This is a genomic window from Bradyrhizobium sp. USDA 3315, from assembly GCF_054056795.1.
Genome location: NZ_JBSRYP010000001.1, coordinates 2,051,303 through 2,077,217 on the forward strand (window position 1 = coordinate 2,051,303; position 25,915 = coordinate 2,077,217).

Here is a 25,915-nt window from a genome sequence, read left to right on the forward strand (position 1 = left end):
GTCTGATGAAGGCCCGCTGATGAGGCCAGCCCACTGGCGCGGGCTTTTTGCTGTCCGGCCCAAGGTCGCATCTCCAGGCCGCGATCGCGAGGTCAAGCTGCCGCGGCCCGCCGTGGCGGTTTCCGGCTTTTGTTAACCGGCAAACGTTGCATTCTCAAAACTGACAGAAATCTGTGGTTGTGTTGGTGTTGGAATGGTTGCCGCCGGTTTTGCCGGGCGGCAAGCGCGTGAACGATGTCGATCTGTTGGAAGCCGGCTCCCGGGTTAAATCGCCGCTTGGCTCGCGCAAACGTCGCTGCGCTGGTCGTGCTCGTCGGCGTCTGGACATGTTCGGGCGCATCAGCGCAGCAATTGCCGAGCGACTCGGCGTATGCCCCGGCGCCCAGCTTCTCTCCCATGCCTGGCTTTGGGCCGGCGCCTGACTTCGAGCCGGCCGAACGGCCGCGAGCTCGGGTCTACATCACGGCGCGGTCGCACCGGGGCGGCCAGCAAAATTTCTGCGTCAGGACCTGCGACGGCCGCTTCTTTCCGTTGCCGCGCGTCAGCGAGACGGCGGACGTCAAGGCATGCGAGGCGGCCTGTCCCGCTGCCGAGGTGAAGCTGTACTCCGGCTCCGATATCGACAGCGCCAGAACCGAAGCGGGCGAGACCTACAAGGCGCTCGCCAATGCATTCCGCTTCCAGCGCGAGATGGTGCCGCAATGCTCCTGCAGCGCCGGCGCGTCCACCGGCCTGTCGCCGATTGCGATCGAGGACGACATGACGCTTCGGACCGGCGACATCATCGCCGCCGATGACGGCTTCAAGATCGCGGCGATCACGAGCGGGCAGCGGCGCAGCGTGTTGTTCAGGCCGCTGTCGAAGGCCAAGGCGCAGGCGCTCGGTCTGGCGCGCCTGTCGTCGCGATAGAGGCGATCACGAGCGTTAGCTTCATTCGAATATCACGCTGCGGTGCAGAATGCCTTGTTATCAGGCAGACTGCTCAGGAAAATTTCGTCTCAAATATCGTCTCAACTAGTTTTGACGCAGCGCACACAGCTCCACGCGCTTTTCAGCCTCGATGGATGTGCTACCATTTTGCCGTCTGACCTACCTCACAGACCGCCACCATCATCTCTCAGGGCGTTCAAAATCAATAACAGGCAAGCTGCAACGGCTTGCGTAGGGGAGTGACGCGATGAAATCCGCTTTCAATCGATCAATAACTGCGTTCGCGGCGATCGCGCTGCTGGCGGGGACGACCTTCGCCAGTGCGCAGCAACAGACAGACAAGAATCGTGCGCTGAAGAAGTACGAATCGGGCACCAAGGAATTCTGGACCCATCCGCCGGATGACTGGTTCCTCGGCGACGAGACCGAAGCGCAGAAGGGCCTTGCCCCGCCGTCCGGTCCGCCGACCGGCGCGTCCGATTCCGAGCTCGCGGCGATGATGAAGAAGATCAAGCTGCCGCCGGGCTTCAAGATCGAGGTCTATGCCTCGAACGTGCTCGCGGCGCGGCAGATGGCCTGGGGCGACAAGGGCACGCTGTTCGTCGGCTCGTTCGGGCTCGGCAACGTCTACGCGATCAAGGACAACAACGGCAAGAAAGAGGTCAAGACCATCCTCAAGGGCCTCAACATGCCGACCGGCCTCGCCTTCCGCGACGGCGCGCTCTACGTCATCGCGGTCGACAAGCTGATCAAGTACGACAACGCCGAAGCCAATCTCGACAATCTCGGCAGCGGCAAGGTGGTGTATGACGACATGCCGTCCTACGCGGCGCATGGCTGGAAATACATCGCCGTCGACAAGGAAGGCTGGTTCTACATTCCGTTCGGACCGCCCTTCAACATCGGCATTCCGCCGACCTCGGTGTCGCAGATCCGCCGCGTCGATCCGAAGACCGGCAACGCGGAAATCTGGGCGCTCGGCGTGCGTAACTCGGTCGGCGGCGACGTCGATCCGCGCACCGGCAAGTACTGGTTCACCGAGAATGCCCGCGACTGGATCAGCGACGATCTGCCGAGCGACAAGCTCAACATGATCTCGAAGATCGGCGAGCACTTCGGCTATCCCTATTGCCACCAGGGCAACCTGCCGGACACCAAGTTCGCGATGGGTCACAAGTGCTCGGAGTTCACTCCGCCGGTCTACAATCTCGGTGCGCACGTCGCGCCGCTCGGCATGAAGTTCTATACCGGCAGCCAATTCCCGGCCGAGTACAAGAACAGCATCCTGATCGCCGAGCACGGCTCCTGGAACCGGCATAAGTACCAGGGCGGCCGCATCGTGAAGATCACCGCGAGCCCTGACGGCAAGAACGCCAAGCAGGAGATCTTCGCCGACGGCTGGATCCAGGGTGACCAGGGCTATCTCGGCCGTCCCGCCGACATCCTGCTCGACAAGGATGGCTCGATCCTCGTCGCCGACGACTGGGCCGGTGCGATCTATCGCATCAGCTACAGCAAGAAGTAACGGTTGAAACAATGCGGGGCTGCGGTGGCCGATCAGGCACCCGCAGCCCCGTTTACGTGGTTCGGCAAGCCCAACGACGGAACAGATTCGTCATGCCCGGACTTGATCCGGGCATCCATCCAAACAAAAACCCTTCTGCAAGCCAGATGGATTGCCGGGCCAAGCCCGGCAATGACCCGTGGAGAAAACTGGCAATGCGTGTTGCGTTCTTTGCAATCCTGTTCGCGGCGGTGATCGCAGTTGCGTCGTCCGCCAACGCCGCCAACGCCGCCGATGTCGCCGCCGGCAAGGCGAAGGCCGAACTCTGCGCCGCTTGTCACGGCGACAACGGCATCTCGCAGACCGAGAACATTCCCTCGCTCGCCGGCCAGCTCGACCAGTACGTTCAATGGCAGCTGGTGTTCTTCCGCGCCGGCGCGCGCAAGAACGAGCAGATGCAGCCGATCGTCGAGCAGCTCAACAACGACGACATCCGAAATCTCGGCGCTTATTTCGCGTCGCTGACGCCGTTCAAGGGCGGCAAGGACGACAATCCGGACTTGTCCGAAAAGGGCAAGCAGGCCGCCGCCGGCCGCCGCTGCGCCTCATGCCATGGCGATACGTTTGCCGGCACCAAGGCGGTGGCCCGCATCGCCGGCCAGCGCGAGGAATATCTCGTCAAGGCGCTGCACGATTACAAGTCGGGCCAGCGCTCCGGCGGCGCCCAGGCCGCGATGGCCGATGTTGCCTATCCGCTGAGCGACGAAGAGATCACCGCGCTCGCGCATTATCTGGCGCATTTGTAGGTACGAAAAATGTGCGTAGCCCGGATGGAGCGCAGCGCAATCCGGGGCGCTCTATCTGCCGCGAGATGATTCCCGGATTTCGTTCCGCTCCATCCGGGCTACAAGATCACCCAGCCCGCTGCTTCTCATACGCCTTGAGATGCGTGTAGGCCGTGCGCAGCTTCGGCACCGGGATCTTGGCGGCGTCGGCGCGCACGATCAGGTCGCCGATCACGTGATCGGCCTCGACCGGCAGCCCCGCCTTGATGTCGCGGAACATCGATGCGGTCATCGGCGAGCCCTCGGTGGTCAGGAGCCCGCGGGTGCGCTGGAAGAACGGGCCGCCCGGGCCATGGCCAGCGTCGGCGGCGATCGCGCTGCATTCGTCGAGGATGCCGAGCAGGAAATCCTTGCCGCCGGGCGCGGCCAGGATGTTGCCGACCGAGGTCCGCATCAGGCTGGTGGAGGCGGCGAGCGAGGCCAGGAACACCCACTTCTCCCACATGTCCTGCATCACATGCTCGCTGGCGTTGGCGCCGTTGATCGCCGAGAAAGTTTCAGCGATCGCGCGCACCCGGTCCGACAGGCCGCCGGCGCGCTCGCCGAAGCCGAGCGACTGCATCGGCTGCAGCTGCACCACCTCGCGTTTCTCGTTCAGCGTCGCCGCGATCGCGCACAGACCCCCGAGCACATGCTGAGCGCCGAACGTCTTGTCGAGCGCATCGAGATGCAGCATGCCGTTGAGCAGCGGGATGATCGCGGTCTTGTTGCCGACGGCGGGCGCAAAGGACTTGATCGCACCCTCGAGATCGAACGCCTTGCAGCTCAACAGCACGACGTCGAACTTGTCCGACAGCTTGTCGGCCTGCACGGTCGGCGGGTTGTTCAGGGTGACATCGCCGTTCGGGCTCTTGATCACGAGCCCGGCGGAGGCGAGCTCGGAAGCGCGGCGGGGGCGCACCAGGAAAGTGACGTCGCGGCCGGCCTGAAGCAGCCGGCCACCGAAATAACCGCCGATCGCACCGGCGCCGACCACGAGAACGCGCATGGGAATTTGTCCTTCTTTGTTGTTGCCCGAGGAGGCGAGCGAATAGGGAGTAGCGAATAGATAAGGATACTGTTCGACTATTCGCTACTCGCTATTGGCCATTCGCTCATCTCACTTTCCCGATACCATTTCCTCGACTTCGCGCAGCTGCTCCTTGCCGAAGAAGATCTCGTTGCCGACGAAAAAGGTCGGCGAGCCGAACGCGCCGCGCTCGACGGCGGATGAGGTATATTCGATCAGCTTGGCCTTCACATCCGCGTCCTGTGCGCGGGCGAACAGTTTCGCGGCGTCAAGGCCGGAGGAGGCGATGGCTTTACCGGCGACCTCAGGATCGTCCATCTTCTTGGGCTCGACCCACATGTGGTGGAAGGCGGCCTCGATATACTTCTCGAACACGCCCTCAAACCGGGCGGCGACCGCGGCGCGCATCAGGTTCAGCGTATTGACCGGGAAAAACGGGTTCCAGGTGTAGGGCTTGACGTTGAAGCGCTTGAGAAAGCGTTCCGTCTCGATCTTCTGAAACTCCGGCTTGTTCCTGACGCCCGCCAGCGTCTCGGCCGGCGACTTGTTGTTGGTGGCCTTGAAGATGCCGCCGAGCAGGATCGGGACATATTCGAACTTGACGCCGGTGCGTTTTTCGATCGCCGGGATCGCTTCATGGCTGAGGAAAGCGTTGGGGCTGCCGAAATCGAACAGGAATTGCGGATTTTGGCTCACGGCGGTCTCTCCCTCGGCCTGTCTCGTTTGGGCTTGTTTAGCATGGACCTGCTGTCACAGGCGCCATCAGTAGAATATGATAGTCATCATGTGAGCCGCGGCGCGCGATGTCAAATCAGCCGCTTGATGGTCTGCTTGCGCCATACCAGGGCGTAATAGGCCATCTGCAGCACGAACATGGTTGCGAAGGTGACGGGATAGGCGATCCAGATGCCGCTGACACCGATGGAGCGGCTGAGCAGGATCGCGACCGGCACCTCGACCACCGCGATCGCCAGCGTCGAGAGCAACAGCGGCATCCACACCGTGCCGCCGGCGCGCATCGCGCCCGAAAACACCGTCGCCATGCCGAACAGCACCATGCTCCACAGCACGATGTACAACAGCTGCTGCGCCAGCCCGAGCACGGCATTGTCGACGATGAAGAAGCCCATCAGCGGCCGCGCGAAGAGATAGCCGAGCACGACCAGCCCGCCGGTCAGCGCGAGATTCATCTCGATCCCGGTCCGGACGATGGCGCCGACCCGGGCGGAATCGCCGCGGCCGATCGCCTGCGCGCCGAAGATCGACACCGATATCGCGATCGAGATCGCCGGAAACTGCACATAGCCGATCACCTGGTTGACCGCGCCATAGGCCGCGGTGGCGTCCGAGCCGAAGCCGTTGACGAGGCCGAGCAGCACCAGCTCGGCAAGCGAGACCACCACCATGCCGATCGCGGTCGGAATGCCGAGCCGCAGCACGATGCGCAGCAGCGCGCCGTTCGGCCGCATCGCGCGCAGAAACGCGGCGTCGAAGGCCAGTGCATGGCGGTGCCGCAGCATATGGACATGCAGCCACAGCAGCGTGACCACGCCCGAGACCGCGGAGGCAACCGCAGCGCTGGCGACGCCGAGCATCGGCAGGCCGAGCCAGCCGCGGATCAGCGCCGGCGTCACCACCAGGCCGATGGCGGTCGAGACCGTCAGCGCGACTAGCGGCGTCACGGTGTCGCCGACGCCGCGCATCATCGCCGTCAGCAGCAGGAATGCGAAGGTTATGGGCATCGTGATCATCATGATCCGCGCATAAGCCACGGCAGCGTCGAGGACGTCGGATGGCGTCGCGAGCGCGATCAAGAGCGGGCGGGCGAACAGGCCGCCGAGGACCGCGATCGCTAGCGCGAGCAGCAGTGTCACGGTCATGGTGGTGCCGGCGACCGCTTTCACCCGGTCGGGCTCGCCGGCGCCCCAGGCCTGGCCGATCATGACCGAGGCACCGGCGCTCAGGCCGATCACGAAGGAAATGAAGAAGAACATCACCGGAAAGAACACCGAGACGGCGGCGAGCGCGTCGACGCCGATCATCTGGCCGAGATAGACGCCGTTGATGGTGCCGAACAGCGACTGCAGCACGTTGCTGAGCAGCATCGGCGCGAGGAAGGCGAGGAAGGCTTTGCGCAGGGAGGGAGGGTTGGACACGTTCAACTTCCAAAAATTGCGACGTCAGGGACGGCGGCGGACCAGGGGCTGCGGTTCAGTTCGATCAGAACCGAATCGCCGGCAGGCCGGGCCGCCATCCATGTCACTCGAAACCAGTCAGTCCGCTTGATCGCTATAGGCGAGCCGGATCGCGTGATCGCGGATGTCGGCCGGCCAGTCCGCGATCAGCGTCGCAAAGCGGCGCCGGTCGTGGGCGAACAGCGCGCGGATCGCATCTTCATAGTTCGGCCGGTTGCCGGCCATGACAGTCATGAAGCGATAGGCGGCGTCCTGCGCGCTGCGCGTGCGATCCTTGTCGCCGCTCGCGCGGCGCGCCTCGTCGACCAGCTTGCGGATCGCAACCGATGCACCGCCCTTCTGCTGCGCGAGCCAGTCCCAATGCCGTGGCAACAGCGTGATCTCGCGCGCGACGACGCCAAGCTTCGGACGTCCCGGGCCGCGCGGCGCGGTCGGCGTCGGCTCCTCGTCGCGCGCAGGTGCGGGCTGCGGCAGCCGCGCCAGCACATCGTCGACCGAGCCGCGGAAATCGATATCGACCAGCGCCGAGGTGCGGCCGTTGAACACCAGGATCGCGGCGTCCTTGCGCTGGTCGAGGTGTTGCTTGGCGGCGCGCGCAACCTCCGGGAGGTCGCCGGCCCCGATGCGGTGCTCGCCTTCGAACGCGACATAGGCAGGATTCATGGTAGACCTCTCAGATTGCGCGACATACTGGCCGGATAATTCTTGGCAATCGCGGCGCGTGGATCTCGACTTTCTGGTTTCCCGCTGGCACCAAACGTCGCCCGATTGCGCTGATCTTTCAGAGGATGCCCATGCTGACGGTTCATCACCTCAACAATTCCCGCTCGCAGCGCGTACTGTGGCTGCTCGAGGAATTGGGTGTGCCCTACGAGATCGTGCGCTACCAGCGGCAGCCCGACATGCGGGCGCCGAAGGAGCTGCGCGCGATCCATCCGCTCGGCAAGTCGCCCGTCGTCACCGACAACGGCCACACGATCGCGGAATCCGGCGCGATCCTCGAATACATCATCGCGACCTACGGCAACGGGCGCCTCATCCCGCCGGCCGATACGCCGGAGCGGCTGCGCTACACCTATTGGCTGCACTACGCCGAGGGTTCGGCGATGACGCCGCTGCTGCTGAAGCTCCTGTTCACGCTGATGCCGAAGCGCGCGCCGGCGCTGCTGCGGCCCTTGGTGCGCAAGGTATCCAACACGGCGCTGTCCACGCTGGTCAATCCGCAGCTCAAGCAGCACATGGCCTATTGGGAAGGCGAGCTCGGCAAGAGCGAATGGTTCGCCGGCAGCGAGTTTTCCGGCGCCGACATCCAGATGAGCTTTCCGCTCGAGGCCGCCGCGGCGCGCGGCGGGCTCGAGGACGGCCATCCCAAGTGTGTCGCGTTCCTGGAGCGCATTCACGCCCGCCCGGCCTATGCGCGGGCGCTGGAGAAGGGCGGGCCGTATCAGGTCGGCCGGTAAATTCGCGCTCATCGCGGCAGCTCGACCAGCGGCAGCAGCCGCGAATCCGCCAGCGCCGCGGTGCGGTGTCCGATGCCGGCGAGGTAGGCCTCCGCCACCGCGAAGGCGAGGAACGCGCCACGGCTCTTCTGCCGGATCAGCATCGCGCGGTCCCAGCGCTCGCCCTCGGGCCCGATCAGGAACGGGCCGCCTTCACCCATGAACAGGATGTCGCCGCCGCTCTTGCGCAGATGCGGGAGCGTGTGCGCGACATAGCGGTCGTAGGCCGCAGCTCCCGCGATCGGCTGCGGCGGGGCGAGCTCCGGGCTTTGCGAATAGTCGGCGATCGCGCGGAAGCGCAGCAAATTGAGCATCACCAGCTCGCCCGCGATCTCGCGCTGGGCAAAGTCGCGGCCGGCGTTCCAGGTCGGCTCGAGATAGCAGGCGGCGGTGTCCATGTCGGTTGTCCCATCGAAGGTTGACGGCACTTTTTACCCGGACATAATTGCCTTGTCAATAATACCCGGATATAAATAGCCCGACGGGATGACAGGAGCCACCATGAAGACCGAGGACCGCAAGCAAGCCATCGCCGACTACAAGAAGCGCGCGAGCGTTGCCGGCGTATTCGCGATCCGCTGCCGCGCGACCGGTGAGGTCTGGGTCGGGCAGGCGCTCGACCTCGACAAGATCGAGAACCGCATCTGGTTCACGCTGCGGATGGGCAGTCATCGCAACGCGGAGCTGCAGCGCGCCTGGACGGCCCACGGCGCGGACAACCTCTCACTCGAAACGCTGGAGCGGATCGAGGACGAGGAGCTCACCTATGTGCGCGACACGCTGCTGAAGGAGCGCGTGCAGCATTGGCGCGCGGAGCTGAATGCGTTCGCGGTGTAGCCTAGTGTGACGGTAGCGGCTGCACGGTGACGCCGGGCGGCGGCACGTCGTCGTCGGGCACGAAGAAGTCCGACATCAGCGGCACCGAGGGATCGACGCGGTAGCGCTCGAAGTCGCGGACGCCATTGGCATAGAGCACCTTGTCGTCGATGCAGAAATGCCCGGTGAATTCGCGCGACGGCCGGGTGATGATCGCGTAGGCCGCATCGCCCATGATTTCGGGCGTGCGGCTCGCGCGCATCATGGCGTCGCCGCCGAGCAGGTTGCCGACCGCGGCGGTCGCGATCGTGGTGCGCGGCCACAGCGCGTTGACGGCAATGCCGGCCGATTTCAATTCGCCCGCGAGCCCGAGCACGCACATGCTCATGCCGAACTTCGCCATCGTATAGGCGGTCGAGTGCTCGAACCATTTCGTCTTCATGTCGAGCGGCGGCGACAGCATCAGGATGTGCGGATTCTCCGCCTTCTTCAGGTGCGGGATGCAGTATTTCGACACCATGAAGGTGCCGCGGGTGTTAATCCCCATCATCAGGTCGAACCGCTTCATGTCGGTCGCCTGCGAATTGGTCAGGCTGATGGCGCTGGCATTGTTGACGCAAACGTCGATGCCGCCGAACTCGGCGACGGTCTGCTCGATCGCCGCCATCACCTGCGCCTCGTCCCTGATGTCGCAGAGCACCGGCAGCGCCTTGCCGCCGGCGGCGCGGACCTCGTCGGCGGCGGTGTAGATCGTGCCCTTCAGCTTCGGATGTGGCTCGGCGGTCTTCGCCGCGATCGCGACATTTGCGCCGTCACGCGCGGCGCGCAGCGCAATCGCCAGCCCGATGCCGCGGCTCGCGCCCGAGATGAACAGCGTCTTGCCTTTGAGCGACGTCATGGTAGGGACCTCCAGTTAGGGACGCACCATGTCAGGCTCCCTCTCCCCCTGTGGGAGAGGGTTGGGGGTGAGGGGTATCTCTCCACACGGCATACTGCATGGAGAGACCGCAACCCCCCACCCGGATCGCATCTTCGATGCAATCCGGCCTCTCCCACAAGGGGAGAGGCGAAGCGGCGCAAGTCCGACGATCGTTACTCAATCTCAGCCATCCGCATGCAGCACACGCCCACGCGTTTCCGGCAGCGCGTAGGCGGCGAGGAAGAACACGCCGTAGGCCGCCACCGCGAAGATCGCGATCGCGTTGGCGAGCGTGGTCGTGGTCGACAGCGCGCCGACCAGGAACGGGAACAGCGCGCCGATGCCGCGGCCGAAATTGTAGCAAAAGCCCTGGCCGGAGCCGCGCAACCGGGTCGGATACAGCTCGGTCAGGAATGCGCCCATGCCGGAGAAATAGCCCGAGGCAAAGAAGCCGAGCGGGAAGCCCAGCACCCACAGCACCTCGTTGGACAGCGGCAGCTGGGTGTAGAGCAGCACGACCGCGATGGCGCCGATCGAGAAGATCAGGAACAGATTGCGCCGACCGATCCGGTCGGCGAGCCAGGCGCCGACCAGATAGCCGATGAAGGAGCCGATGATCAGCGTCGCGAGATAGCCGGTCGAGCCGACCACCGAGAGCTTGCGCTCGGTGGTGAGGAAGCGCGGTACCCAGAAGGTGATGGCGTAATAGCCGCCCTGCATGCCGGTGCCGACCAGGGAGGCCAGCAGCGTGGTCTTCAGGATCGGTCCGTGGAAGATCTCCCACAACGCGGCAGGGCCGCTGCCAGAGGCCTGCGCCTGCGCCATGGTCGCGGCGGAGATTTCCGGCTCGGTGACGTAGCGGCGCAGATAGAACACGAGCAGCGCCGGCAGCGCGCCGATCACGAACATCCAGCGCCAGGCGTTCTCCGCCGGCAGCACCGAGAACAGGATCGCCTGCGCCAGCACCGCAAGGCCCCAGCCGACCGCCCAGCCCGACTGCACCGAGCCGACCGCGCGTCCGCGGTATTGCGGGCGGATCGCTTCGCCGATCAGCACGGCGCCGGCCGCCCATTCGCCGCCGAAGCCGAGCCCGAGCAGCGCGCGGGCGATCAGGAGCTGATCGAAATTCTGCACCAATGCGCAGACCAGCGAGAAGAACGAGAACCAGATGATGGTGAGCTGCAGCGTCTTCACCCGCCCGATCCGGTCGGACAGATAGCCGCCGAGCCAGCCGCCGACGGCCGAGGCCAGCAGCGTCACCGTGCCCGCGAGGCCGGCGGTGCCGGGGTCAACTTTCCAGAGCGTGATGATGGTGCCGATCACCAGCGGATAGATCATGAAATCCATGCCGTCGAGCGTCCAGCCCGACGCGCAGGCCCAGAACGTGCGCCGCTCCTGCAGGTTCATGTCGCGATAGAAGGCGAGGAGGCTGGTGTCCTCGATCTCTGCGACTTCCATTGACTTGGATTCGGCCGTGCTCATGCGCGTTCCCCGGAGAAATCTTTCACCGGCTGTTTGCGATCCGCGGCCGGAGGTGCGCGGACCGCCAATCTATCGCGATGTTGCAGGCGGGGCAAAGCCGCGTTTGCAAGGCTCTTAGAACGAGATGAAGATTGAATCGAATTGGCCCCGCGCACGCTCACCGCTCCCCGGCGGGGAGAGGTGATTTGCGCAACAAATCGGGTGAGGGACTGCAGCTCCAACGAGAGAGCGGAACCCCTCACCCGGCGCTATGCACCGACCGCTCCCAAGGGAGAGGTGAGCCTGCACCGCCGCTCCAGCTCAACCGGATCCCATCACGTTCTAGTGTCCTGAATCAAAAGTTCGGCGGACTCCAAATCGACTCGATGATAGCGGACTCTCCTGATTTGGGGAGGATTGGCGATGGGTCGGCGCTTTGCTCCGCTGGAGCTTGATGAGGTGGAACGTGCTGAGTTGACATCGTTGGCGTCGCGTCGAAGCACTGCTCAGGCGTTGGCGCTGCGGGCTCGGATCGTCCTGGCCTGTGCTGAGGGCGAGCAGAGCAAGGTCGTGGCGGCCCGTTTGGCTGTCGATCCCGACACGGTCGGCAAATGGCGGCGGCGGTTCTCCGAGCATCGGCTTGAAGGTCTTTGGGACGAGCCGCGATCGGGGACGCCACGCACGATTGAGGATGCCCGGATCGAGGCGGTGATCGTTCGCACCCTTGAGACCCAGCCTCCCGGGGCCACCCACTGGAGTTCGCGCAGCATGGCGCGGGCCAGCGGGCTGTCAGTCTCAACAGTACAGCGTATATGGCGCGCTTTCGGCTTGCAGCCGCATCGGTTGGAGACCTTCAAGCTCTCAACCGACCCCGACTTTGTCGCCAAGGTTCGCGACATCGTCGGCCTTTACGTAGCTCCGCCCGAGCGCGCCATCGTACTGTGTGTCGATGAGAAGTCGCAAATCCAGGCGCTGGATCGCAGCCAGCCCATGCTGCCCATGCGACCAGGCCAGCCGGCGCGCCGTAGTCACGACTACAAACGCCATGGCGTCACCTCGCTGTTTGCCGCCCTCGACGTCGCAACCGGCCGGGTCATTGGCAAATGCTATGGACGCCATCGTGCCAAAGAGTTCCGCAAGTTTCTCGATGAGATCGAAGCTGCGGTTCCAGACGATCTGGACGTCCACCTCGTCATGGACAATTACGCAACCCACAAGACGCCGTTGATCCGCAACTGGCTGGCAAAGAGGCCGCGCTGGCACGTCCACCTGACGCCAACCAGTTCATCCTGGCTCAATCAGGTCGAACGCTTCTTTGCACTCATCACCGAGCGTAAGATTAGGCGCGGCATCTATCGCAGTGTGGCGGCGCTACGGGCCGAGATTGCCTCCTTCATCGACCATCACAACGCTGACCCAATGCCGTTCCGATGGACCAAATCAGCTGACGACATTCTCGGCTCAATCGAACGCTTCTGCGCTTACAATCTGCCCGCCAAGGCATAAAATGCCATGAACTTTTGGTTCAGGACACTAGTATCCCGCGGCCTCCGAGCCACGCGTGCGCGGATCCGGCGCGCCGAGCAGACCGCTGGTCGTGACGAGGATCGAGTTCGCGGAGGAGTAGCCGAGCGGCTCGACCAGTTTGTGGCCCTTGGCGCGCAGATCGCCCAGCACCGCGTCGGGAAAACCGCGCTCGATCCGGACTTCGTCGGGCAGCCATTGATGGTGCATGCGGGGCGCGGCGACCGCGGCCGCGATGTCCATCTTGTAGTCGATCACGTCGACGATGATCTGCGTCACGGCGGAGATGATGCGGCTGCCGCCGGGCGAGCCCGTCACCAGCACCGGCTTGCCGTCCTTCAGCACGATGGTCGGCGACATCGACGACAGCGGACGCTTGCCGGGTCCCGGCAGATTGGCCTCGAAGCCGACCAGGCCGAAGGCGTTGGAGGCGCCGGGCGCTGCGGTGAAATCGTCGAGCTCGTTGTTGAGCAGCACGCCGGTGCCGTCGGCGACGAGGCCGACGCCGTAGGGGAAGTTCAGCGTGTAGGTGTTGCTGACGGCGTTGCCGCCGGCGTCGACGACCGAATAATGCGTGGTGTTGTCGCCCTCGTGCGGTTGCTTGGCGTTGCGCACATCGGTCCAGGGCGTGGCGCGGGCAAGATCGATGGTCGCGCGCTGTTTGGCGGCATAGTCCTTGTCGATCAGCAATTGCGTCGGCGCGTCGACGAAGGCGGGATCGCCGAGATAGCGCGCGCGATCGGCATAAGCTCGTTTCATCGCCTCGATCATCACATGCAGCGAGGCGGCCGAGCCCTGCTTCATGTCGGACATCGGAAAGCCTTCGAGGATGTTGAGGATCTCCAGCAGCACGACGCCGCCGGAGGAGGGCTGCGGCATCGAGACGATGTCGTAGCCGCGATAGCTGCCGCGGATCGGCGTGCGGATCACCGGCTGGTAGGATTTCAGATCCTCGAGCGTGAAGATGCCGCCGGCATTCTTGATGCCGCTGACGAGCTTCTCGGCGACGGCGCCCTGGTAGAAGCCGCGCGGGCCCTGTTCGGCAATATCAGCCAATACGCCGGCGAGATCGCCCTGGATCAGGCGGTCGCCCTCGCGCAGCGGCGTGCCGTCGGCGTGCGAGAACGTCCTGGCCGAATTCGGCCAGCGTGACATGCGGCGATACATGTCGTTCAGCGTGTCCGATGTGTCGTCGGTGACGATGAAGCCGTCGCGCGCGAGATCGATCGCCGGCTTGAGGATCTGCGCCAGCGTGAACTTGCCGGAGCCGTATTTCTCCAGCGCCAGCGAAAGGCCCGCGACCGTGCCGGGCACGCCGATCGCGAGCGCGGAGTTGCGCGACTTGTCGGGATCGGGCTTGCCGTCGGCGTTCAGGAACATGTCTCGGGTAGCGGCCTGCGGCGCAGTCTCGCGATAGTCGACCGCGACATCCTCATTGCGCCCGGCGAGATGGATCACCATGAAACCGCCGCCGCCGATATTGCCGGCGCGCGGATAGGTCACCGCCATCGCGAAGCCGGTGGCGACCGCGGCGTCGACCGCGTTGCCGCCCTGTCGCAGGATGTCGGCGCCAACTTGCGCAGCCAGCTTCTCCTGCGCCACCACCATGCCGTTTTCGGCGTGAATGCTGCGAATCGTGTCCGCGGCTAAAGGTTCATAGAAGCGGCGCTGGACCTGGCCGAGGGCAGGCGTCGCGATACCAATCACCAGGAGAGCGGCAAACAGCCGTCGCGACATCGTTGCCGTCAGCGCCATCGAAATGTCCTGCCCTGTTCATCGCCGTATCAGTCAAACCGGCCCATGCTATATGGGAGCGGATTGGAGCGGCAAAAGCCTGCCTGTGGTTCGAGTTGGGGAATATCTTTCGCGATGACGGCAACAATGCAGACGGGCGCCGGTGACGCGAAGGCCACCACCAAGGTTTATCCTGGCCGCGCCGCCGTCATCAGCTGGATCTTCTTCGATTGGGCTGCGCAGCCATATTTTACGCTGATCACGACCTTTGTGTTCGCGCCTTATTTCGCGAGCTTCGTCGCGCCTGATGCCGCGAGCGGCCAGGCGCTGTGGGGCTTTGCCACCGCGGCGGCCGGACTTGCGATCGCGCTGCTGTCCCCGGTGCTAGGTGCGATCGCCGATGCCAGCGGCCGGCGCAAGCCGTGGATCGCGGGCTTCGGCGCGCTGCTCGTGATCGGCGCCAGCGCGATGTGGATCGGCAAGCCCGGCAATCCCGACATCATCCCGGCGCTGCTGCTCGCCTATGCGATTGCGAGCGTCGGCGTCGAGTTCGCGACCGTGTTCAACAATGCGATGATGCCGACCCTGGTGCCGCCGGACCGGATCGGGCGACTGTCAGGCACCGGCTGGGCCACCGGCTATGTCGGGGGCATCCTGAGTCTTGTTCTCGTGCTCGGCTTCCTTGCCGCCAATGCCGAGACCGGCAAGACGCTGTTCGGCTTCACGCCGCTGTTCGGTCTCGATCCCGCCATGCATGAAGGCGACCGCATCACCGGGCCGCTGACCGGGCTTTGGTTCATCATCTTCGTGACGCCGATGTTCCTGTTCACGCCGGACTATCCGGCGAAGCGCCCGATGCGCGCGGCGCTCGGCGAAGGCCTGCGCGAGCTCAGGCAATCGTTGTCGAGCCTGCCGAAGCAGAAGTCACTGGCGCGCTTCCTGCTGGCGAACATGATCTACACCGACGGGCTGGTCTCGCTGTTTGCGTTCGGCGGCATCTATGCCGCCGGCACGTTCGGCTGGGACACGATCCGGATCGGTACCTTCGGCATCATCCTCGCGGTGGCCGGCACGTTCGGCGGCTGGATCGGTGGCAAGCTCGATGATGCATTCGGACCGAAGCGCGTGATCACCGCCAGCTTGCTGATCCTGCTGTTTGCGATCGTCGTGATCCTCACCGTGAACAAGGATTCCGTCCTGTTCATCCAGGTCGCGCCGCCGGTGCCTGGCGGTGCGTTGTTCGCGGGCGCCGCCGAGCGCGCCTACATCGTGCTGGGCTGCCTGATCGGCGCCACCGGTGCGCCACTGCAGGCCGCCTCGCGCTCGCTCCTGATCCGCCTCGCGCCGAAGGATCGCATTGCGCAGTATTTCGGCTTGTTCGCGCTCACCGGCAAGGTGACGTCGTTCATCGGCCCGCTCCTGATCGGCGCGATCACCGCGGCGACCGCGAGCCAAAAGGCCGGCATGGCGGTGCTGGTGGCGTTCTTCGTGGCGGGACTGGCGCTACTGGCGAAGGTCCGGGAGTAAACTACCGCCGTCGTCCCGGCGCAGGCCGGGACCCATACCGCGTGATCCATCGAAGGCGCGCTGGGGCTAGTTGTCCCTCACCAAGCAACATGGGTGGTTATGGGTCCCTGCTTTCGCAGGGACGACAGGTTTGTAGCCCGGATGGAGCGAAGCGCAATCCGGGGTCTTTGGTCCGCGGAGAAACCGCCCCGGATTTCGCTACGCTCCATCCGGGCTACAGGTCGTACTCAATGCCGGAAATGCCGCACGCCGGTGAACACCATGGCGATGCCGTGCTCGTCGGCGGCCTTGATCACCTCGTCGTCGCGCATCGAGCCGCCGGGCTGGATCACCGCGGTGGCGCCGGCCTCGATGCAGGCCAGCATGCCGTCGGCGAACGGGAAGAACGCGTCGGAGGCGACCACCGAGCCCTTGGTCAGGGGCTCGGCGAGCTTCAGCTCGGCGGCCGCATCCAGTGCCTTGCGCGCGGCGATGCGCGCGGAATCGACCCGGCTCATCTGGCCGGCGCCGATGCCGACGGTCGCGAGGTCCTTGGCGTAGATGATGGTGTTCGACTTCACGTGCTTGGCGACGCGGAACGCGAATTTGAGATCGCGCAGCTCGGCGTCGGTCGGCGCACGCTTGGTCGCGACCTTCAGGTTCATGTCCTCGACCACGGCATTGTCGCGGCTCTGCACCAAGAGGCCGCCGGCGACGGTCTTGGCGGTGAGGCCGACCGCGCGCGCGTTCGGCAGGCCGCCGGCGAGCAGCAGGCGCAGATTGCGCCGGCCGGCGATGATCGAGATCGCCTCCTCGGTTGCGTCGGGCGCGATGATCACCTCGGTGAAGATGCCGATGATGGCGCGCGCGGCATCCGCATCGAGCGTGCGATTGACCGCGATGATGCCGCCATAGGCCGAGGTGGAGTCGCAGGCGAGCGCGCGGGCATAGGCGGTGGCGAGATCGGGTCCCTCGGCAACGCCGCACGGATTGGCGTGCTTGACGATCACACACGCCGCGGTGCGCTGCGGATCGAACTCGCCGACGCATTCATAGGCCGCGTCGGTGTCGTTGATGTTGTTGTAGGACAGTTCCTTGCCTTGCAGCTGGCGTGCGGTCGCAACGCCCGGCCGCTTCTCCGGCGTGGCGTAGAACGCCGCGGTCTGGTGCGGATTCTCGCCATAGCGCAACGACTGGATCAGCTTGCCGCCGAAGGCGCGGAAATCCGGCGCCTTGGTGTCGAGCTGCACGGCAAACCAGTTCGAGATCGCGGCGTCATAGGCCGCGGTGCGCGCATAGGCCTTGGCGGCGAGCCGCCGGCGCAACTGAAGCGAGGTCGCGCCCTTGTGCGCGGCGAGCTCGTCGAGCACGGCAGAATAGTCGTTCGCCTCGACCACCACGGCGACGTCGTCATGGTTCTTGGCCGCGGCGCGGATCATCGCGGGGCCGCCGATGTCGATATTCTCGATGCACTCCTCGAAGCCGGCGCCTTTGTCGACGGTGGCCTCGAACGGATAGAGGTTGACGACCAAGAGGTCGATCGGCGCGATGCCGTGCGAGGCCATCGCCGCGGCATGTTCCTTGTTGTCGCGGATCGCGAGCAGGCCGCCATGCACCTTTGGATGCAGCGTCTTGACCCGGCCATCCATCATCTCCGGAAAACCGGTGAGCTCGGAGACGTCCTTGACCTTCAGCCCCGCCGCCGCGATCGCCTTGGCGGTGCCGCCGGTCGAGACCAGCTCGACGCCATGGTCGGCCAGCGCCTTGGCGAAATCGATCAGTCCGGTCTTGTCGGAAACGGACAACAGAGCGCGGGTCACGCGGCGAAGCTGCTCGGTCATATCGGAAAATCCCTGGCTGTTAAGGCAGCCGGGTAGCATGGTTTTGTGCGGTACGAAACCGGTACATGCGCCTGATTCCCCGCAAATTGAGGGTGGTCCGGTATTCTTTCCCCGTCACCCTGAGGAGCGCCACCGGGTCCGCGCAAAGCGCGGCCCGATGACAGGCTCCGCGCCTCTCGAAGGGTCGACGGCCACCGGCGGGGCCGTGCATCCTTCGAGACGTCGCTTCGCGGCTCCTCAGGATGACGGGTCGGAGGACTCACCCGTCCTACAGCGGCAGTTCCGGCTCGCGGCGGGCGTTGCGGCGCGCGTTGGTGGCGGAGGCCGAGGTCGAGGAGCGCACGAAGCTCCAGCGGATGGTGCTGGCCTGCCTCGCGTCCTGCCGGATCACGATCTGGGAGGTGCGGCGCGGGCCGTCATTGCCGGCCAGGAACACGCTGTCCTCGAGATCGACCTTGTCGTCCATCGCCTCGAAGGTCCAGACGTCGCGGTTGGGCAGCACCAGCATCACGCCGCGGGCATCCGACAGCCGGCTCGCCTTCACGGAAGGATGCAAATGGAAGCGCAGCGCGAAATCGGCCTCGCTGCCCTTGATGCGGCCGCCCGGCGCCGGCGACAGCGAATCTTCGCCCTCCAGCCGCGTGCCGTCCTGGGAGACCATCAGCACGCGGCGGTGGATCACGCCGAAGCGCGAGAGATAGCCGTCATGCGAGGCGGTCAGCACATCGCCGTCGGGAACGGCTTCGCGGTAGCTCTCGACATTGCTCGGGCCGCTGGTGATGGGCGCGCCGCGGAGCAGCCGCTTCATCGCCGACAGCTCGACGAACTGGCATGACGACGTATCGCGATAGGTCAGCGTCGAATGCGCCGCGGTGGAGCGCGCGAACGGCCGCCAATTGTCGCGGCCGGTGCTCGGCATGCCGCAATTGACGACGATGCGGCTCACCCCGGAGGACAGCTCGAACGACAGGCAGCCGGCATGCGCGTCCTGGCTGACGCTGGCCGGCGGCGGCGGGCCGGTATCGATGATCAAGGCGGTGTTGCCGGCATCAAGGCGCTGGAAGCCGGTGTGCGGCATGCTCGCCATCGGCACGCCGCGGGTGTCGTCATAGGCGAGCAGCGTCGCGACGAGATCGGACGGCGCGGTGCTCATGCCGTTGAACAGCGCGAAGCTGCCGTCGCCGTGACGGAAAAAGCGCAGCATCGGCATCATGCGGTCGATGGCGTTTGAGCAGCGCCGGCGGCGGCGCGATATTCCGTGCAGCAAAGGTCTGCCGCAGCGGCAGGAGATCGCTGAGCAGCTCGACCAGCGCGCCGGGATTGCGCGAGATGTGGCCGCCATCGGGCAGGATCTGGCGCTGCAATTCGTCGGACAGCTTGCGCGTCGCCGATTTGATGTTGCGCGCCTGGTTGGCGAGGCAGAGCGAGGCGTAGCACAGCGCGATCAGCACCTGCAGGCGCGGAACGCCGTCATTGTCGAGCGTCGCGTGGCGCAGATAGCGGATTTCGCGCGCCAGCCCGCGCAGATATTTGCGATAGAATTTTCCGTCAGTGTCGCCGAGCACCAGCGGTGCCTGCGACAGCAGCGAGATCACCCGCCGCGCGCGCACATCGGCGCGGCGCTCCAGCGGCCGCTTGCGGGCCTGGTTGGAGATCCAGTCGTCGACCAGCGAACGGGCGTTGGCGCGGGTCAGCGCGGTGTCGGCGGCGCGCAGGTGGCGCAGCCAGCCGAAGCCGAGCAGGGCGGCTTCCCAATCCTCCGACGGCGGTTCGAGATCGAAGATCGAGCGGCCGTGGCAGGTGACGATCTTGCCGGCGAAGACGAATCGTCCGGCATAGATCTCGGCCGCGCGGGTGGCGTCGGCGGTCCGCAGATCGTGCGGGGCGATGACCAGCCGGTCGGTGCGGCCGGGCCAGAGCCGCGACAGCGCAACCGTGCTCCCGCTGGCGCGTGCGAGCATGCTGCGGGCAAAGCGGCCAGCAATCAGCGTCGAGATGCGTCTGCTTTGAGCGACCGACACGCCTAACCTTGCGGGGAGGGAATTTTCAACGAATCCTTATTTAGTCCGGAAACGCGGCCAAGACACCTGCCAAGAAACTTGCCCAGGCACCCTCTTGATACCGCACGAATCACTTCGAGCTTAGAGGACTGAAGTTTAAAATCAGGATTTAACCAGCCGGGCCGCGTAAAATCCATCCAGCCCGCCGAGCCGCGGGTCGGCATTGGGCAAATGGCTCGGCAAAGTGCGCAGATCGCCGTCGGCGGTGATGATGTCGTCGAGGCCGGCGACCTCGCTTGTCTCGACCGGCGCACGGCGCAGGCCTGATTCGCTCGCCAGCAGCGCGGCGATCGCGTGCTCGCCTTCCTCCGGCTCCAGCGAGCAGGTGCAGTAGACCAGCGTGCCGCCGGGCTTCAGCAGATTGGCGGCTTTTTGCAGCAGCCGCTTCTGCAGCGCCGACAGCGCGGCGATGTCGCCTTCCTGCCGCAGCCAGGCGACGTCGGGGTGGCGGCGGATGGTTCCCGTCGAGCTGCAGGGCGCATCGACCAGGATACCGTCGAAGCTTGCGGCCTCGGCGGGCCATTCGGCGGCGTCGGCAACGACGGTCTCGGCCTGCAAGGCCAGACGCGTGAGATTGTCGCGCAGCCGCGCCACACGCGCCGGCGAGCGGTCGACTGCGGTGACGTGCGCGCCGGCCAGCGCGAGCTGGGCGGTCTTGCCGCCGGGCGCGGCGCAGAGATCCGCGACCGCCTTGTCCTTGATGTCGCCGAACAGCCGCACCGGCAGCGCGGCGGCGGCGTCCTGCACCCACCACTGGCCTTCGGCAAAGCCGGGCAGCATCGTGACGGAACCCTGCAGCAGCGTGCGCACGGTTCCCGTCGGCAGCGTCTCGCCGTGCAGGCGGGCCGCCCATTGCGCCGCGTCCGACTTCACCGTCAGATCGAGCGACGGCTCGTGGCCGAGCGCAAGCGCCATGTCGCGCGCGGTAGCTTCGCCGTAATGCGCGTTCCAGCGCGCCAGCATCCATGGCGGCAGGTCCAGCGTCTGCATGCTGATCTCGTCGATCAGGCCCTGGCCCTCGCGCGCGCAGCGGCGCAGCACGGCGTTGACGAGCCCGGCATATTTCGCGGCGCGCCGGTCGGACTGCACCAGCCGCACCGAGAGATCGACCGCGGCGTGATCGGGCACGTCCATCCAGAGAATCTGTGCCGCGCCGATCAGGAGCGCGCTCTGCGCGCGCGGCGCATCGGTCGGGATGCCGCGATCGAGCAGGCGCGACAGCAGATGGCCGAGCGTGCCGAGCTTGCGCAAGATGGTCGACACCAGCCGGCGCATCAGCGCGCGGTCGCGATCGGCGAGCGATTTCAGGCCGGGATGCGCGCCGGCACCGTCGAGCTGGTCGTCGAGCGTGCGGTGCTTGTGCAGCACGCCATCGAGGATGTCGGCCGCGATGCGGCGAGCCGCGAGACCGGGGACTTCGGCAGGTACTGCAAATCTTGAAGGAGGCATGAAGCGGAGATATCTCGAAGGTGCTGAGTTACATTCGGCTCATGCCCATCAACTCCATAGCATCTCTGGCATGCGAATATGCCAAATGTAAGAATCGCCTTGCGGGATTTCGTGATCGTGATGTCGTCACTGAGCCGGCGCAGAGATACGGAATCCGCAGGCAGAAAGTTTTGCCATGTCTGATAAATCGCCGTCGTCATCGCCGCCGGAGGCCGCGCCGCGCAAGCCGCTGACGCCGGCCGCGCAACGCGCGCTCGCCGAGGCCGCGGCGCGGCGCAAGGCCGCCGAGGAGGCAGCCGCGCAGAACGCGGCCGCGCGGCCGAAGGAGTTCCAGGGTCCGAAGGGGCCGGAACCGACGCGTTATGGCGATTGGGAGACCAAGGGCATCGCCTCGGACTTCTGAGAGCCTTGCCTGACGGCTCGACTCGCGCCAGTCTGGGAAAATGTCCCCATACGAAAGAATAAATGCTTATCGGGGGACGGGACGTCCGCCCTTCCGAAGATCACCCTGGGGCCGGCGCGTCTCGGCGGCGCTGCCATGGGTGTTCGTTCTCGGCATCGCCGTGGGCAGTACGCTGCCGATCCGGCAATGGGTGCATCTGCCACCGCATTGGTCGCTGAGCAGGTCTCGCGACACCGATATCATCTGGCAGCGGGCCGGCGCGCCCGACATCAGGCACAACGTTGATGTGATCAGGACGATCGACGGTGACACGTTCGAGGCGCGGGTGCATTTCTCGCCGGGCCCGGATCTGTACACGCGAGTCCGGCTACGCGGCATCGATGCGCCGGAGCTGAAGGCGTCGTGTGCGCGCGAACTGCAGATGGCGCAAGCGGCGACGGTGGCGCTGCGTGACCTGCTCGGCCAGGGCGACGTCGCGATCTACAATGTCGGTCCCGACAAATATCAAGGCCGTGTCGTCGCCGACGTCGCGACCAGGAAGACCGACAACGTCTCGGCCGCGCTGCTCGCGGCCGGTCATGCGCGGGCCTACAATGGCGGGCACCGGTTCGGCTGGTGCGGGTATTTCGCACGCTAGACGACAGCGTCAAACCGGACCGGGCAAACCAAAAGCCGCGCAGTTGCGCGGCTTTTCTATCGGCGAAGCGTTCTGCCTGATCAGCGGGTGACGACGACCGTCGTGCCGATCTCGACGCGCGAATAGAGATCGGTGATGTCGGTGTTGAGCATGCGGATGCAGCCGTAGGAGACGAAGCCGCCAACCGAGCCCGGCACGTTGGTGCCGTGGATCGCATATTCACCGCCGGCCAGCGTCATCGCAGCGACGCCCATCGGGTTATGCGGCGAGCCGCCGGCGATCACGTTCGGGATGCTCGGCTTGTCGCGCTTGACCTCGGCGGGCGGCGACCAGGCGGGGTTGCGATATTTGCCGTCGATCTTCGTGGTGCCGGCCCACTGCTTGCCGGACTTGCCGACACCGACCGGGTAACGCATCGCGTGGCCGGAATCGAGAATGAGGTAGAGCCGCCGTTCGTTGGTCTTCACCACGATGGTGCCTGGCTCATAGTTGTCGGCGTGTATTCCCACCATTTCCGGCCGGGCTTCGGCCGCCTGCGACGTCAAGACAACAGCACCAAGGGTAACAGCAGCTGTGGCAGCCAGCGCCACCGCAAACTTCATCGACATCAACCTCTCCACTTCCCAACAGCTCCCGCAAGGAAGCCAAAAACGAAAATGCAGAGCCCTTGAAAAACCGGGCCTGCCGGTCTCACGCACGCAACATTAACTGCGTGTGTTAACCGGGTGGTTTCACACCGGCCGCAAGACACGTCCTGATGGCGGGAGAGAATGAAAAGTTCGGATTAAAGTAAATGACCTGGAAACAACACTTGGCCACAAACGCGCCTCAATCATGCCTTGCCTATGACAATCCCGTGAAGCGCCCGTTGCAGCAAACGGGGAAGGGCCGCGGCGGTGATCGCGCGCGGCCCTTCTTTGGTCTTCTGATCCTTGCTGCTGCTGGCCTTACGCTGGCGCGCCCTTCTTGTTCTGACGGTTCTGCACGAGGTCGTCGACCACCGCCGGATCGGCCAAGGTCGAGGTGTCGCCGAGGCTCGACGACTCGTCCTCGGCGATCTTGCGCAGGATGCGGCGCATGATCTTGCCGGAGCGGGTCTTGGGCAGGCCGGGCGCGAACTGGATCAGGTCCGGCGAGGCGATCGGGCCGATGTCCTTGCGGACCCAGGCAACCAGCTCCTTGCGCAGCGCCTCGGTCGGCTCGGTGCCCTTCATCAGCGTGACATAGGCGTAGATGCCCTGGCCCTTGATGTCGTGCGGGTAGCCGACGACAGCGGCTTCCGACACCGCCTCATGCGCGACCAGCGAGCTCTCGACCTCGGCGGTGCCCATGCGGTGGCCGGAGACGTTGATGACGTCGTCGACGCGGCCGGTGATCCAGTAATAGCCGTCGGCATCGCGCCGGCAGCCGTCGCCGGTGAAATACTTGTTCTTGTAGGTCGAGAAATAGGTCTGCTCGAACCGCGCATGGTCGCCATAGACCGTGCGCATCTGGCCCGGCCATGACCTGGTCAGGCAGAGATTGCCCGAGGTCTCGCCGTCCAGCGTCTTGCCGTCGGCATCGACGATCTCCGGCACAACGCCGAAGAACGGCCGTGTCGCCGAACCGGGTTTCAGCTTCGTCGCGCCGGGCAGCGGCGTGATCAGGATGCCGCCGGTCTCGGTCTGCCACCAGGTGTCGACGATCGGGCAGCGGTCGTCGCCGACCACGCGGTAATACCACTCCCAGGCTTCCGGATTGATCGGCTCGCCGACCGAGCCGAGCAGGCGCAGCGATTTGCGCGAGGTCTTCTTCACCGGCTCGTCGCCGCCCTGCATCAGCGCGCGGATCGCGGTCGGTGCGGTGTAGAAGATGTTGACCTTGTGCTTGTCGACCACGTTCCAGAAGCGCGAATTGTCCGGATAGTTCGGCACGCCCTCGAACATCAGCGTGGTCGCGCCGTTACAGAGCGGCCCGTAGAGAATGTAGCTGTGGCCGGTGACCCAGCCGACGTCGGCGGTGCACCAATAGATGTCGCCGTCGTGATAATCGAACACATATTGATGCGTCATCGACGCAAATACGAGGTAGCCGGCCGAGGTGTGCAGCACGCCCTTCGGCGTTCCGGTCGAGCCCGAGGTGTAGAGGATGAACAGCGGGTCCTCGGCGTGCATATGCTCGGCCGGGCATTCCGTCGTCACCATGGCAGCGGCCTCGTGATACCAGAGGTCGCGCGTCGGGTTCATGTCGATCTTGCCGCCGGTGCGCTTCACCACCACGACCCAATCGACGCCGCCGGTCTTGGCGATGGCGGCATCGACATTGGCCTTCAGCGGCACTTTCCTGCCGCCGCGCAGGCCCTCGTCGGCGGTGATCACCACCTTCGAGTCGCAGTCCTTGATGCGCTGCGCGAGGCTGTCCGGCGAGAAACCGCCGAACACCACCGAATGAATGGCGCCGATCCGCGCGCAGGCCAGCATGGCGTAGGCCGCTTCCGGAATCATCGGCAGATAGATCGTGACGCGATCGCCCTTCTTGACGTTCCGCGTGCGCAGGATGTTGGCCATCTTGCAGACTTCGTCGTGCAGCTGGCGGTAGGTGATGTGCTTGGATTCGGAGGGATCGTCGCCCTCCCAGATGATCGCGGTCTGGTCGCCGCGCTTGTCGAGATGGCGGTCGATGCAGTTCCAGGCGACGTTCAGCACGCCATCCTCGAACCATTTGATCGAGATGTTGCCCGGTGCGAAGGAGACGTTCTCGACCTTGGTGAAGGGCTTGATCCAGTCGATCCGCTTGCCGTGCTCGGCCCAGAAGCCGTTCGGGTCCTTGACCGAGTGCGCATACATCTCGCGATATTTGGCGTCATCGATATAGGCGCGCTTGGCCCAGTCGGCCGACACGTCATAGATCTTCTCGGACATCATTTTCCTCCACTCATTGCCGATCGCGCACGACGCGACGGCAAGCCGTCTTGATCATTGCCGCGATTATGCGTTGCCGCATTCCGGCCCGGCAAGGAAAAAGGACTGTCACTTTCGTCGCGTTGAAGCCGCCGGATAGTCCGCCGGCTTCCGCTTGTGATAGGACGGCTTACCGCAACGCATCGACGAGAGAAACCTATGCGCCATCGCTTGCTCGGGGTCACTGGTCTCTTGGTCGTAGTGGTATCGTTCTCTGCGCGTTCGCCGTCGCTGCAGTGGTGCCGCGTGCGACGACGATGCGCTGACGCCGATTTTGATCGACGGCTTCGGGCACAATTGAACGAATTGTCGGACGCCGCGGTGATGAGCTGCGCCAACACGTTCGTGACCGCATAATCCTTGATTGCGGCCAGCGGTTGGACCGGCCCGTGGCTGCCGAGCTCGAGCCGCGCCCCGGCGAGAGCGGCGCCCGAAAGGGCAAGGTCGCTGACCTGATCTGGGGGACCGCGGTGGACCTCCGGCTGCGTTCAAAGGCCGGTTTCCGGTACCGCGCTCGCGTCATTTTGTCCGATCCCGGGCAGTCCAAAATCAACGTTAGCGGGCGAATGGCACCCATGAAAGGTAATATAATACAGTCAATAACTGATTCGCGACTCGCAATGTCGGCCCCGACGCCCTAAATC

22 protein-coding genes and 1 pseudogene are annotated in these 25,915 nt (G+C 65.0%); 10 read left to right on the top strand and 13 right to left on the bottom strand.

Features of this window, described 5'->3' with window-relative positions:
• Positions 1 to 179: 179 nt before the first annotated feature.
• From ACVIYL_RS09485 to ACVIYL_RS09500, 4 genes are all read left to right on the top strand, one after another.
• On the top strand, positions 180 to 422 hold the full coding sequence (locus tag ACVIYL_RS09485; RefSeq protein ID WP_456778366.1) for a hypothetical protein: 243 nt from the start codon (positions 180 to 182) through the stop codon (positions 420 to 422).
• Positions 397 to 909, top strand: coding sequence for a DUF2865 domain-containing protein (locus tag ACVIYL_RS09490; protein ID WP_456778367.1), 513 nt, complete (start codon positions 397 to 399; stop codon positions 907 to 909). The genes ACVIYL_RS09485 and ACVIYL_RS09490 overlap by 26 nt, the downstream gene beginning before the upstream one ends.
• A gap of 268 nt (positions 910 to 1,177) precedes the next feature.
• On the top strand, positions 1,178 to 2,455 hold the full coding sequence (locus tag ACVIYL_RS09495; protein WP_456778368.1) for a PQQ-dependent sugar dehydrogenase: 1,278 nt from the start codon (positions 1,178 to 1,180) through the stop codon (positions 2,453 to 2,455).
• 194 nt (positions 2,456 to 2,649) lie between these two features.
• Entirely contained in the window at positions 2,650 to 3,240 is a 591-nt protein-coding gene (locus ACVIYL_RS09500; RefSeq protein ID WP_456778369.1) for a c-type cytochrome, read from the top strand.
• A 106-nt stretch (positions 3,241 to 3,346) separates the two neighbouring features.
• Here the strand turns inward: ACVIYL_RS09500 and panE are convergent, their stop codons facing one another.
• The 4 genes from panE to ACVIYL_RS09520 form a co-directional block, all read right to left on the bottom strand.
• Complete coding sequence (gene panE, locus ACVIYL_RS09505; RefSeq protein WP_456778370.1) at positions 3,347 to 4,267, bottom strand: 2-dehydropantoate 2-reductase; 921 nt, start codon at positions 4,265 to 4,267, stop codon at positions 3,347 to 3,349.
• A gap of 111 nt (positions 4,268 to 4,378) precedes the next feature.
• Positions 4,379 to 4,984, bottom strand: a complete 606-nt coding sequence (locus ACVIYL_RS09510) for a DsbA family protein (protein WP_456778371.1) — start codon at positions 4,982 to 4,984, stop codon at positions 4,379 to 4,381.
• Positions 4,985 to 5,094: 110 nt separating this feature from the next.
• Entirely contained in the window at positions 5,095 to 6,444 is a 1,350-nt protein-coding gene (locus ACVIYL_RS09515) for an MATE family efflux transporter (protein WP_456778372.1), read from the bottom strand.
• Between the two features lie 117 nt (positions 6,445 to 6,561).
• Positions 6,562 to 7,146 carry a DUF2239 family protein gene (locus ACVIYL_RS09520; RefSeq protein ID WP_057021341.1) on the bottom strand — a complete coding sequence of 195 codons (585 nt, stop codon included), beginning with the start codon at positions 7,144 to 7,146 and terminating at the stop codon, positions 6,562 to 6,564.
• Positions 7,147 to 7,277: 131 nt separating this feature from the next.
• On the opposite strand from ACVIYL_RS09520, the gene ACVIYL_RS09525 reads away from it, so the two are divergent.
• Positions 7,278 to 7,943, top strand: coding sequence for a glutathione S-transferase family protein (locus tag ACVIYL_RS09525; protein ID WP_076833619.1), 666 nt, complete (start codon positions 7,278 to 7,280; stop codon positions 7,941 to 7,943).
• 8 nt (positions 7,944 to 7,951) lie between these two features.
• Here the strand turns inward: ACVIYL_RS09525 and ACVIYL_RS09530 are convergent, their stop codons facing one another.
• Positions 7,952 to 8,380, bottom strand: a complete 429-nt coding sequence (locus ACVIYL_RS09530) for a DUF1330 domain-containing protein (RefSeq protein ID WP_456778373.1) — start codon at positions 8,378 to 8,380, stop codon at positions 7,952 to 7,954.
• Positions 8,381 to 8,483: 103 nt separating this feature from the next.
• On the opposite strand from ACVIYL_RS09530, the gene ACVIYL_RS09535 reads away from it, so the two are divergent.
• The gene (locus tag ACVIYL_RS09535; protein ID WP_456778374.1) at positions 8,484 to 8,819 is read left to right on the top strand and encodes a GIY-YIG nuclease family protein; all 336 of its coding nucleotides are present in this window, start codon (positions 8,484 to 8,486) and stop codon (positions 8,817 to 8,819) included.
• 1 nt (position 8,820) lies between these two features.
• Here the strand turns inward: ACVIYL_RS09535 and ACVIYL_RS09540 are convergent, their stop codons facing one another.
• Together ACVIYL_RS09540 and ACVIYL_RS09545 are read right to left on the bottom strand one after the other, a co-directional pair.
• On the bottom strand, positions 8,821 to 9,696 hold the full coding sequence (locus ACVIYL_RS09540) for an SDR family oxidoreductase (protein ID WP_076833615.1): 876 nt from the start codon (positions 9,694 to 9,696) through the stop codon (positions 8,821 to 8,823).
• A gap of 204 nt (positions 9,697 to 9,900) precedes the next feature.
• Positions 9,901 to 11,199 carry an MFS transporter gene (locus ACVIYL_RS09545; RefSeq protein WP_456778375.1) on the bottom strand — a complete coding sequence of 433 codons (1,299 nt, stop codon included), beginning with the start codon at positions 11,197 to 11,199 and terminating at the stop codon, positions 9,901 to 9,903.
• A gap of 402 nt (positions 11,200 to 11,601) precedes the next feature.
• Between ACVIYL_RS09545 and ACVIYL_RS09550 the strand changes: the two genes are divergently transcribed.
• A complete protein-coding gene (locus ACVIYL_RS09550) occupies positions 11,602 to 12,684 on the top strand; it encodes an IS630 family transposase (RefSeq protein WP_253604297.1) in 1,083 nt (360 codons plus the stop codon).
• Between the two features lie 27 nt (positions 12,685 to 12,711).
• On the opposite strand, the gene ggt is transcribed toward ACVIYL_RS09550, so the two are convergent.
• The gene (ggt, locus tag ACVIYL_RS09555) at positions 12,712 to 14,457 is read right to left on the bottom strand and encodes a gamma-glutamyltransferase (protein ID WP_456778376.1); all 1,746 of its coding nucleotides are present in this window, start codon (positions 14,455 to 14,457) and stop codon (positions 12,712 to 12,714) included.
• Positions 14,458 to 14,583: 126 nt separating this feature from the next.
• Between ggt and ACVIYL_RS09560 the strand changes: the two genes are divergently transcribed.
• Entirely contained in the window at positions 14,584 to 15,963 is a 1,380-nt protein-coding gene (locus ACVIYL_RS09560; RefSeq protein ID WP_310883104.1) for an MFS transporter, read from the top strand.
• A 227-nt stretch (positions 15,964 to 16,190) separates the two neighbouring features.
• On the opposite strand, the gene purH is transcribed toward ACVIYL_RS09560, so the two are convergent.
• From purH to ACVIYL_RS09575, 3 genes and pseudogenes are all read right to left on the bottom strand, one after another.
• Entirely contained in the window at positions 16,191 to 17,783 is a 1,593-nt protein-coding gene (gene purH / locus ACVIYL_RS09565) for a bifunctional phosphoribosylaminoimidazolecarboxamide formyltransferase/IMP cyclohydrolase (protein ID WP_283066355.1), read from the bottom strand.
• Positions 17,784 to 18,051: 268 nt separating this feature from the next.
• Positions 18,052 to 19,744 (bottom strand): annotated as a pseudogene (locus ACVIYL_RS09570) (heparinase II/III family protein).
• Positions 19,745 to 19,945: 201 nt separating this feature from the next.
• Positions 19,946 to 21,292 carry an RsmB/NOP family class I SAM-dependent RNA methyltransferase gene (locus tag ACVIYL_RS09575; RefSeq protein WP_168858082.1) on the bottom strand — a complete coding sequence of 449 codons (1,347 nt, stop codon included), beginning with the start codon at positions 21,290 to 21,292 and terminating at the stop codon, positions 19,946 to 19,948.
• A gap of 175 nt (positions 21,293 to 21,467) precedes the next feature.
• On the opposite strand from ACVIYL_RS09575, the gene ACVIYL_RS09580 reads away from it, so the two are divergent.
• Both ACVIYL_RS09580 and ACVIYL_RS09585 read left to right on the top strand, forming a co-directional pair.
• On the top strand, positions 21,468 to 21,695 hold the full coding sequence (locus tag ACVIYL_RS09580; protein ID WP_225164629.1) for a DUF1674 domain-containing protein: 228 nt from the start codon (positions 21,468 to 21,470) through the stop codon (positions 21,693 to 21,695).
• A 40-nt stretch (positions 21,696 to 21,735) separates the two neighbouring features.
• A complete protein-coding gene (locus ACVIYL_RS09585) occupies positions 21,736 to 22,332 on the top strand; it encodes a thermonuclease family protein (protein WP_456778377.1) in 597 nt (198 codons plus the stop codon).
• An 80-nt stretch (positions 22,333 to 22,412) separates the two neighbouring features.
• Here the strand turns inward: ACVIYL_RS09585 and ACVIYL_RS09590 are convergent, their stop codons facing one another.
• Both ACVIYL_RS09590 and acs read right to left on the bottom strand, forming a co-directional pair.
• Positions 22,413 to 22,940, bottom strand: coding sequence for a L,D-transpeptidase (locus ACVIYL_RS09590; RefSeq protein WP_028342054.1), 528 nt, complete (start codon positions 22,938 to 22,940; stop codon positions 22,413 to 22,415).
• A 339-nt stretch (positions 22,941 to 23,279) separates the two neighbouring features.
• The gene (gene acs, locus ACVIYL_RS09595; RefSeq protein WP_057021358.1) at positions 23,280 to 25,232 is read right to left on the bottom strand and encodes an acetate--CoA ligase; all 1,953 of its coding nucleotides are present in this window, start codon (positions 25,230 to 25,232) and stop codon (positions 23,280 to 23,282) included.
• Positions 25,233 to 25,915 lie beyond the last annotated feature (683 nt).

Bases quoted from the DNA above. Each gene is read 5' to 3' on its own strand.
- ACVIYL_RS09490 (WP_456778367.1), top strand. From the start codon at position 397: ATGCCTGGCTTTGGGCCGGCGCCTGACTTCGAGCCGGCCGAACGGCCG.
- ACVIYL_RS09495 (WP_456778368.1), top strand. From the start codon at position 1,178: ATGAAATCCGCTTTCAATCGATCAATAACTGCGTTCGCGGCGATCGCG.
- ACVIYL_RS09500 (WP_456778369.1), top strand. From the start codon at position 2,650: ATGCGTGTTGCGTTCTTTGCAATCCTGTTCGCGGCGGTGATCGCAGTT.
- panE (WP_456778370.1), bottom strand. From the start codon at position 4,267: ATGCGCGTTCTCGTGGTCGGCGCCGGTGCGATCGGCGGTTATTTCGGT.
- ACVIYL_RS09520 (WP_057021341.1), bottom strand. From the start codon at position 7,146: ATGAATCCTGCCTATGTCGCGTTCGAAGGCGAGCACCGCATCGGGGCC.
- ACVIYL_RS09525 (WP_076833619.1), top strand. From the start codon at position 7,278: ATGCTGACGGTTCATCACCTCAACAATTCCCGCTCGCAGCGCGTACTG.
- ACVIYL_RS09530 (WP_456778373.1), bottom strand. From the start codon at position 8,380: ATGGACACCGCCGCCTGCTATCTCGAGCCGACCTGGAACGCCGGCCGC.
- ACVIYL_RS09535 (WP_456778374.1), top strand. From the start codon at position 8,484: ATGAAGACCGAGGACCGCAAGCAAGCCATCGCCGACTACAAGAAGCGC.
- ACVIYL_RS09540 (WP_076833615.1), bottom strand. From the start codon at position 9,696: ATGACGTCGCTCAAAGGCAAGACGCTGTTCATCTCGGGCGCGAGCCGC.
- ACVIYL_RS09545 (WP_456778375.1), bottom strand. From the start codon at position 11,199: ATGAGCACGGCCGAATCCAAGTCAATGGAAGTCGCAGAGATCGAGGAC.
- ACVIYL_RS09550 (WP_253604297.1), top strand. From the start codon at position 11,602: ATGGGTCGGCGCTTTGCTCCGCTGGAGCTTGATGAGGTGGAACGTGCT.
- ggt (WP_456778376.1), bottom strand. From the start codon at position 14,457: ATGGCGCTGACGGCAACGATGTCGCGACGGCTGTTTGCCGCTCTCCTG.
- ACVIYL_RS09560 (WP_310883104.1), top strand. From the start codon at position 14,584: ATGCAGACGGGCGCCGGTGACGCGAAGGCCACCACCAAGGTTTATCCT.
- purH (WP_283066355.1), bottom strand. From the start codon at position 17,783: ATGACCGAGCAGCTTCGCCGCGTGACCCGCGCTCTGTTGTCCGTTTCC.
- ACVIYL_RS09575 (WP_168858082.1), bottom strand. From the start codon at position 21,292: ATGCCTCCTTCAAGATTTGCAGTACCTGCCGAAGTCCCCGGTCTCGCG.
- ACVIYL_RS09580 (WP_225164629.1), top strand. From the start codon at position 21,468: ATGTCTGATAAATCGCCGTCGTCATCGCCGCCGGAGGCCGCGCCGCGC.
- ACVIYL_RS09585 (WP_456778377.1), top strand. From the start codon at position 21,736: ATGTCCCCATACGAAAGAATAAATGCTTATCGGGGGACGGGACGTCCG.
- ACVIYL_RS09590 (WP_028342054.1), bottom strand. From the start codon at position 22,940: ATGTCGATGAAGTTTGCGGTGGCGCTGGCTGCCACAGCTGCTGTTACC.
- acs (WP_057021358.1), bottom strand. From the start codon at position 25,232: ATGTCCGAGAAGATCTATGACGTGTCGGCCGACTGGGCCAAGCGCGCC.